This window comes from Psychrobacter sp. ANT_H3, from assembly GCF_027919975.1.
Taxonomy (GTDB): domain Bacteria; phylum Pseudomonadota; class Gammaproteobacteria; order Pseudomonadales; family Moraxellaceae; genus Psychrobacter; species Psychrobacter maritimus.
The window spans coordinates 219,837-227,448 of sequence record NZ_JAQISM010000015.1; the positions used below are offsets into that span (position 1 = coordinate 219,837).

Annotated in this window: 6 protein-coding genes; 1 reads left to right on the forward strand and 5 read right to left on the reverse strand. The window is 39.5% G+C overall.

Annotated features, from left to right (window positions below; genetic code table 11):
• Nucleotides 1–74 precede the first annotated feature (74 nt).
• The 5 genes from PG901_RS09070 to PG901_RS09090 all read right to left on the reverse strand — a co-directional run bounded on the left by PG901_RS09070 (nt 75) and on the right by PG901_RS09090 (nt 5,416).
• Complete coding sequence (locus PG901_RS09070; protein ID WP_271134284.1) at nt 75–857, reverse strand: MBL fold metallo-hydrolase; 783 nt, start codon at nt 855–857, stop codon at nt 75–77.
• 289 nt (nt 858–1,146) lie between these two features.
• Complete coding sequence (locus PG901_RS09075; protein WP_271134285.1) at nt 1,147–3,234, reverse strand: catalase; 2,088 nt, start codon at nt 3,232–3,234, stop codon at nt 1,147–1,149.
• A gap of 503 nt (nt 3,235–3,737) precedes the next feature.
• Nucleotides 3,738–4,391, reverse strand: a complete 654-nt coding sequence (locus PG901_RS09080; protein WP_271134286.1) for a DUF938 domain-containing protein — start codon at nt 4,389–4,391, stop codon at nt 3,738–3,740.
• Nucleotides 4,392–4,472: 81 nt separating this feature from the next.
• The gene (locus PG901_RS09085) at nt 4,473–4,937 is read right to left on the reverse strand and encodes a flavodoxin family protein (protein WP_201562567.1); all 465 of its coding nucleotides are present in this window, start codon (nt 4,935–4,937) and stop codon (nt 4,473–4,475) included.
• Nucleotides 4,938–5,005: 68 nt separating this feature from the next.
• On the reverse strand, nt 5,006–5,416 hold the full coding sequence (locus PG901_RS09090) for an OsmC family protein (RefSeq protein WP_271134287.1): 411 nt from the start codon (nt 5,414–5,416) through the stop codon (nt 5,006–5,008).
• 212 nt (nt 5,417–5,628) lie between these two features.
• On the opposite strand from PG901_RS09090, the gene PG901_RS09095 reads away from it, so the two are divergent.
• The gene (locus tag PG901_RS09095) at nt 5,629–7,383 is read left to right on the forward strand and encodes a hypothetical protein (protein WP_271134288.1); all 1,755 of its coding nucleotides are present in this window, start codon (nt 5,629–5,631) and stop codon (nt 7,381–7,383) included.
• Nucleotides 7,384–7,612: the final 229 nt, after the last annotated feature.

A 7,612-nucleotide genomic window follows, 5' to 3' on the forward strand; every position in this document is an offset into this window, starting at 1 on the left:
TGGGCTTTTTTTTATGCTTTTTTTGGCTAAATGTTTTATTAAAGCTGTAGTTTATAGCGTAAACGTTTTAGCTTTTAACGTTTACGCTTACGAAGGCTAAAACCGTTATTTTGTCGCCAAAGCAATTTATGCTTAATGGTATCTTTAATGGTCCGCCGATGTTTAGGCGCTTGGGCAATCAGCTTGTCAAAAGTAGCGGCATCAATATCCAGCTCACAACCATGCGCCATCATGACATTTGACGGTTTTAAATCTTTTACCTTTTGTAGCGACTGAATATAAACTTTAGGATCATAAATAGGGAATGGCGCGACAAATTTATGGCGCAGCTTGATGATTAAATCAGCGGTATACACCTGACGGCTTGGCAGATGAAACAAAGATAAATCACGATCCGTATGCCCTGGCGTCTCAAGTACCTGCCAATCATCAAACTGGGGTATCGTATCACCATCGCCAACCGTCAAATCAGGTTGCAAATGCGGGCTATACCACAGCCTTGTAATAGCACGCCCTTGCCGCTTGGCCACATAATGCGCTAAACCGATATCCACCAGATGCATAACTCGCCCGCCAACACCGCTGTACCACTGGGTCTCTTTCGCAGCAGAGACGATCAAACAGCCAGTTGCCGTGCGCAGTTTGTGCGCGCCGCCCGCATGATCTGGATGCATATGGGTGACGACCACTACTTTTAAATCGCTGATTGGGCGCTTAAGAGTATTTTTAATATAACCCAGCACCAGCGCCACATCAGGACGACAGCAGCCGTCTAATAGCATCAATTTATCTGGATAAACCGCGAGATAGCTACTTTGAATATACCCATCCAAGCGTACGATATGACATAAACTCATTTATCTTCCTTGACCGCTTTCCTGTCCTTCCACTAGCAAACCAGTGACGTATTAACGATATGTTTTATTCACTTTATGGCTAATAAAATAAAAATTCGTCCTTTAGTATAACGCCCATCCCTGTAAAATAAATGACTTTGAGTGAACGCTTATGACTATAGATAAATAGTTAATATGGCTTTTATTGGACATTTAAAGCGCGAAGATAATAAAAAAACCCAGCACCTAGTTATGACTAGCAGCTGAGTTTTTATTATTAAAAGAGCTAATTATTAAGCTAAACTATCAATTAAGCCAAGTCACGCACTTTTGGCTCCCGTTCCCATAGACGCGATTTGGCATTTTCGATAAAGGTATCAAGTTCAGCCAGTGGCGTGACAAAAGCATCTTTTTCAATCGGTAATTTACTTAAGATAAACTCATCGGTCGCCCCGCAATAAGCAATGGCTTTACAATGTGCATAGGCATCATTAAACCAATCAAGCGTGGCACTGTCTTTAGCCAGCTTCTTTGCTTGCTCGGGCATAATGATACTGACCACCGCATCAAACATCACTGACGGGCCACCAGCTACACGCTCGTCGGCTTGTATGCGAGTATCATCGTCTAAAACCACCTCTTTACTTGGCGCGACGATTTTCACGCGAGCGCCTTCCGCTTTTGCCGCCTCTTCAAACTTCTTAATTTCACTGTGTTTTGAGCCTTCTGCAACTAAAATGCCAATTAAGCGACTTTTTAGGGTTTTAGGCGTCAAGCCAATCGTTTGTAATTTCTCAGAAGTCGCCATATCTTGTATCGGCGCAGCAGGCTCTGCCGCCTCTGGCAATTCCATGCCCAACGCTTTTGCAACACGCTGTGCCAAATCTTCATCAATATTCAGCAGGTGGCCGAGCATACGCGTACGTACATGGGCGGTATCTACTTTACCCAGCTCAAAGGCATAGGCTGAGGCGATATGCGCTTTCTCAGTTGGCGTTTGGCTAAGGTAGAACATACGCGGCTGGCTATAATGGTCAGCAAAGCTTTCAGCGCGCACGCGACCTTTGACGCCATCGTCTAGCTGCTCATGGAACGACTCAAAGCCTTTTTTAATACTTTCACGCGGTCTTGTTGGATCAAGGCTTTGTGGCTCATAAAGGACGCGCGTTTTTGGCACGTGCATCTGCATATGACCGTCTTGCTGATTATTAGCAAACGGACATTTTGGCGCATTAATCGGAATTTGCGCAAAGTTTGGTGAGCCCAGACGTGACAGCTGCGTATCTAAATAACTAAATAGGCGACCTTGTAATAAAGGGTCATTACTAAAGTCGATGCCCGGTGGCAGATGCGATGGACAGAACGCCACTTGCTCCGTTTCGGCAAAGAAATTATCCGGATAGCGATTTAACACCATTTTACCTACGATACGTACTGGCACCATTTCTTCTGGAATCAGCTTGGTGGCATCTAAGTGGTCAAACGGAAACTCATTGGCTTCCTCTTCAGTAAATAGCTGGACGCCAAATTCCCACTCTGGATAATCGCCATTATTAATCGATTCAAATAAATCACGGCGATTATAATCGGGATCCGCACCAGAGATTTTAACCGCTTCATCCCAAATCAGCGACTGCACGCCAAGTACCGGCTTCCAATGGAAACGCACAAAGGTACTCTTGCCGTCCTTATTAATAAAACGATAGCTATGAATACCAAAGCCTTCCATCATCCCCAAGCTACGCGGCAGTGCGCGATCGCTCATCAGCCAAATGACATTGTGCATGGTCTCAGGGCTAAGCGAGACAAAATCCCAAAAAGTATCATGGGCAGAGGCCGCTTGCGGGAAACCACGATCCGGCTCTGGTTTCACCGCATGAACAAAATCAGGGAATTTCATCGCATCTTGAATAAAGAAAATCGGCATATTGTTACCGACGATGTCCCAGTTGCCCTCTTCAGTATAAATTTTCACTGCAAAACCACGCACATCACGCGGCGTATCTTTTGAGCCTTTATTACCAGCAACCGTAGAAAAACGGGTAAATAATGGCGTTTGCTTACCTGTTTCAGTCAAAATCTTAGCAGTGGTAAATTCTTCTAACGATTCGGTCAACTCAAAATAACCATGGGCAGCACTACCGCGTGCATGGACAATACGCTCTGGAATACGCTCATGGTCGAAGTGATTAATCTTTTCGCGTAAAACAAAATCTTCTAATAGCGCCGGACCACGTGCGCCCACCTTCAGGGAGTTTTGATTGTCAGAGATGACCACGCCTTGTTGGGTCGTCATCGCTTTAGTATCGCCATCGGCACGCTGATGCGTTTCACCGCCATTGCCGCGTTCGGTATTCATATCTTTAGCGGGGTCGGTATGATCAATATTATTATTCATAAAATATCCTAGCTAATGAGTAAAAATGAGCGATAGATAGCCCATTTAATAAGCGCTAACACAGTTTTATATCCTTAGAGATGGTTTTGACTTCATATGTCGTTTAATTTTCTGTGTTGCACGGCTGATTTTAAAAGATGAAAAAGCTTTTAAATATTAAGACACTTAAGCTCATCAATTATATTACTCAAAAACTACGGCAGGTATGTCACATATATCGTTAAGCGTGTTGATGTTTGGTTAAGCATGAAACGCGTTGTCACTGCGTGAAGATATGCCTTAATAACGAGGCGTTAATGAGGTTGTTATTGAGGTTGTTATTGAGGTTGTTATTGAGGTTGTTACTGAGATTACAGGCAAAGGTATATTAATAGGCGTTTATGCTGAGGAATTAGGCACTCTTAACAGCGCCACTTTGAATTTTTTAGCGGATAAATAGAATGGACGTTATCAATAAGGGTAAGTTGGCATTGTTAAAGCATGTTTTCTAAAATATATATGCATTAAGTTTTCTTTTGAAAGACCAATATCTGGTTATTAGCCGGCATCATATAGGTATTAGATAGCACTAGATGATGTGTATTTGCCAAATCTATCACGTCTTCTAAATGACGAATACCACTGTTGCTATCGCGTTGCCGTAAGCTATGGTCAAACTGACGATTACTTTCACTGCTATAACGGCCATTTTCGTTAAAGGGTCCATAAATGATAAACTTACCATTTAAAGGTAGCATATCGCCGACCAATTCAAATAACTTGCTAACCAAAGACCACGACATAATATGCAAAGTATTGGCGGTAAATACTGCATCATAAGGCGCAGCAAAAGCCTTATTTATCGGCACCGAATCACACGATACATCAAAAGTAAGCGGCGCATATAAATTAGGCGCAGGATAAGCAGCATGCCAAGCGTTGATAGTCGCATGATGCGCGAACACATCACTGGTCTGCCAGTTTACATGCGTCAATCGTGGTGCAAAATAGACACTATGCTGACCGGTTCCAGAACCCACTTCTAAGACATGAGTAAAGTCTTGCAACTCTTGCTGTAAGACTTCTAGAATCGGCTGCTTATTATTTTCACACGCTTGAGAGAATGGCAGTCCAGCCGTAAGAGTAGACTGTTTATTATCTGAGTTATGATTAAGCATAAAACCTCTTATCTTGATAATAACTAAATAGCAACGGGATATAAATTACCAACCAAATATCAATAAATTAAAAATTAAGCACTAATAAATACCCGCTTCTAGCCCAGCTGCCAGTGTCATCGCCAGCTCTTCGACTTGCTCAGTAAATCCCTCTTGCCAATCACCTTGTAAAATCAGCGCTTCTTGAATCCATTCCCAACGCAGTCCGGTCGTAATCGTTTTCATAGCAAGCTTAGTGCCCGTGCCATCATGACCTGCGCGAATATATAAGGCAAACGGCATGCCCTGCTTCTTCTCTAACACCGGATAATAACAGCGATCAAAAAAATCTTTGGTCAGTCCTGCCATATAAGCCAAGTTCTCAGTCGTCCCTAATAACAGCGCATCAGCAGCCAGCACATCTTCAGGCTGGGTATCTTGGGGAGATTTGAGTATGACATTGATGTCTATATCGGGATGATTGGCACCATCGTAAGCCGCTTGTGCCAATTTTTTGGTATTAGGCGACGGTGCATGTGCAACAATAAGTAAGGTTTTGCTAGCCATATCAATCACCCTTATAGAGGTTACTAGTTTTTGAAATTAGTAGTTCTTAGAATCAATAGCTATTAGCATTAATAGCTTTTAGAATTAATAGTCACTCTTTGAATGATATCAGGATGGATACTTTTCGCAACCGGACAAGTAAGCGCAGTGTTATAAAATATTTTTTGCGTTTTATCATCTAACTCTTGATTAAAAGTAATAGCAATATGCACTTCGCTGACACGTCTTGGATCAGCAGCCATTATTTTGGTCACCTCGCTCGTAGTACCTGCGATATCAATCTCCATATCACGCGCTTTAATACCAATAATCGTCAACATACAACTGGCTAAACTCGTCGCCAATAAATCAGTCGGTGAAAATGCTTCGCCCTTACCTTGATTGTCAGTCGGTGCATCGGTAATGATTTCATTGTTTGATTGCAAATGAATGGCGGTAGTGCGTAGATCGCCTTGATAGGTTACTTTTGAGGTTGTCATAGGGTTCTCCTATATTACATATATATCAGATGGACTAGCATTATAAAAGAAACTTATATCAATTAAACTATTTATGTGTAGAAATGAATATAAAATAACAAAACAACCTATACAAATTAGACACAAACCCTCTATGATAGTACAACTGTACACTATAAATGTTTGATTAGCGTACTTTCTTATACTGTAAAATGCCCAAAGGATTAAATATAATGGATATTCTTGAAATCTCTGAATATCAACTTTATAAGCTTAAATCGATAGACCCAAGCCTGAGCGCAGACTGGCAAGAAACTATTAGTCTCATTCTTCCAGATCTAAATAAGGAAAGCCAAAACAGTATACATAAAAATATATTAGAGCCTCGAGGTATCTATGCTGATAAAGGCAAAGGTTTGATATACAAACGTCCCGTTACCCTAAAAAAAACTATAAAAGACATTCAAACTAATAATAAAGACTTAATCTCCATAGCCTCAGATATGTTAAAAATTATTGATTCATGCATCGAATACTACGATGCTATGCAACTCGCTGATGAAATTGAAGCTATATTTAGTTATTTAGACAACTTGGATCTACATAACTTACCAAAAGAACAGAAAAATCGTAAAAAAATACGAGTAGCTTTTTTATATGATTTAGCACAGTGGATAGATAAAGTTAATCTCAATGTCCATGCTGGACTGCGCGGGTTAGACGCTCACATGGTAAAATCATACTTAAAAGAAGTTTTTATTAAGCAGAAAATCCAAGGTAGGGATTTTCGAAAATGGGATTCATCAGACATAAGCTTCCAAGAGTTGACATACCTACCCCGTTTCATCAAATATGAAGGGGGAAAAAGAAGTTTTATGATAGTAGAAGGGCTGGAATATTGGTTCTTGATTGGTAGTGCAGATAAACGTGGTAAGAATCCCTATTCATTTCGACGGTTTCTTCATGAAGATAATACTGGAATTGATACTAAAAAACATATCTATCTGACCCACGCTGTGATCAGAAAATATCATATGAATGACTCACAATATCTAGCTTATGCTTCCTATATTATGAGCAGGTTCTATACCCTTGATAGTGGAGTGCCCGACACTCTATCAAGCTTTATTAATGAAATCCAAAAGCTCGATAAAATATATTTAAAGCCTTTACTAAGAAAACGTCTTGAACAAGATGGCGGTTCTACAGAAGCCACTATAAAAGAGCGGATGATAACTTACGAGAAACAAATCTCAGTACTTATACTAGGGAAATTACCCAGAATTATTCAAACAACACTACATAATATAAATGATCAAGACTATTTGTTCTATAATTTGGATCAATTAATTAAGCAAATGATAGATAATCTTCAAGATTTCAGATTACAACCTTTGGCAATCCACTTGGCAATCCACTCTACCAGTAGTGAAATAATGTCAATTAAACTGATTGCACTAAGAAAACTACTAATAAAATCACATAATCTACTTTGTTCCCAAGAAAAAAGTACGGAAGAGCGTACAAAAATGATGAGTAAACCGCTATTTAAAATCCAAGAAAAAGTAAGCGAAATTGATATATCTACAAAAGAGCTTAAAGAGTTAAAAGATAACCTTAACGATTACTCTCAAATTAAAGAAAAGGGAACTTTTTGGGAAAAAATAAAGTTAGGAAGAAGACCTAATTACACCATAGAAGATATCATTAAAGAAAAACTAATACTTCAAGAAGATGTTTTCATGTCAATTATCAATCTGGCTAAAAATAAAAGCCAAGGTATGGTATATGTAGAATTCGAATGTGATGAAGTAATAAATAAAAGCTATAGGCATTATGCATTAGCAGATGGAGAATTAGGAATTAGTCGCCTACCTAGAGTGTTGAGACTACCTGAAGACAGAAAGAAATTTAATATTGAAACCATAAGAGAGACAATAAACCAAAATGTTTTTGAATCTAATCAACCATGGAATATACAATCATAAATATTGATTTTAAAAAGGATACTTATATGATTATATAATTAAAACTTAGATACTTAGATCTTAATCGTTAAATATCATCATTGGCTTTAGATTTCTTTTTTTATAGGCATCGTTATGATTATAGTGCAATAAAGAAACCAGCTAAGAAGCCTCTCTAACTAATTAGTATAGGGTATAGTTTGTTCTAGTAGGGTTTTTACAGCTCCCTAGAGCATCTATAAACCCACAC

Coding starts and splice junctions, on each gene's coding strand:
- PG901_RS09075 (WP_271134285.1), bottom strand. CDS start 3,234: ATGAATAATAATATTGATCATACCGACCCCGCTAAAGATATGAATACC.
- PG901_RS09085 (WP_201562567.1), bottom strand. CDS start 4,937: ATGGCTAGCAAAACCTTACTTATTGTTGCACATGCACCGTCGCCTAAT.
- PG901_RS09090 (WP_271134287.1), bottom strand. CDS start 5,416: ATGACAACCTCAAAAGTAACCTATCAAGGCGATCTACGCACTACCGCC.
- PG901_RS09095 (WP_271134288.1), top strand. CDS start 5,629: ATGGATATTCTTGAAATCTCTGAATATCAACTTTATAAGCTTAAATCG.
- PG901_RS09080 (WP_271134286.1), bottom strand. CDS start 4,391: ATGCTTAATCATAACTCAGATAATAAACAGTCTACTCTTACGGCTGGA.
- PG901_RS09070 (WP_271134284.1), bottom strand. CDS start 857: ATGAGTTTATGTCATATCGTACGCTTGGATGGGTATATTCAAAGTAGC.